This is a genomic window from Oceanobacillus sp. CF4.6 (assembly GCF_051262635.1).
In the GTDB taxonomy this organism is placed as follows: Bacteria; Bacillota; Bacilli; order Bacillales; family Amphibacillaceae; genus Oceanobacillus.
This window is the reverse complement of record NZ_JBIMEX010000042.1, coordinates 1-401: the sequence shown is the minus strand read 5'-3', so window position 1 is coordinate 401 and position 401 is coordinate 1. Positions and strand designations below refer to the sequence as shown.

Sequence of the window (401 nt, the reverse complement as noted above, 5' to 3'; positions counted from 1 at the left end):
TTTAAGCCATAGAATTTTGCAATTCAGGATTAAGTTTACCACGATAGAATAGGAGTGGTTGTTTAGTATCATTGTGTGAGAAAGCGCCTACATTTCCCACCACAATCAAGTGGTCGCCTCCTTCAAATATTTCATGTACCGTACAATGTATGGTTGACAGGTTATCGTTTAAGAAGGGAACACCTTCATCGGATATCGCATAATCGATACCAGCAAATTTATTTCCACCTTTTTTGGCAAAACCTAGGCAAACCTCCTCTTGTTCATTTTGAAGTATATTCACTACGAAAGCTTTATCTTTCTTAATAGCCTGTAAGCTGCTTGACCCTTTATCAATACAAAAAAGAATCTGAGCAGGTTCCAATGATAAGGAAGAAAACGCATTCACTGTCAGGCCTGTA

Annotated in this window: 1 protein-coding gene; it reads right to left on the bottom strand. The window is 38.2% G+C overall.

Annotation, left to right across the window (positions count from 1 at the left end; genetic code table 11):
• Nucleotide 1: 1 nt before the first annotated feature.
• Nucleotides 2-401, bottom strand: a 400-nt coding sequence (locus ACHABU_RS20710) for a flavin reductase family protein (protein ID WP_435766842.1), incomplete at its 5' end; no start/stop codon positions are given.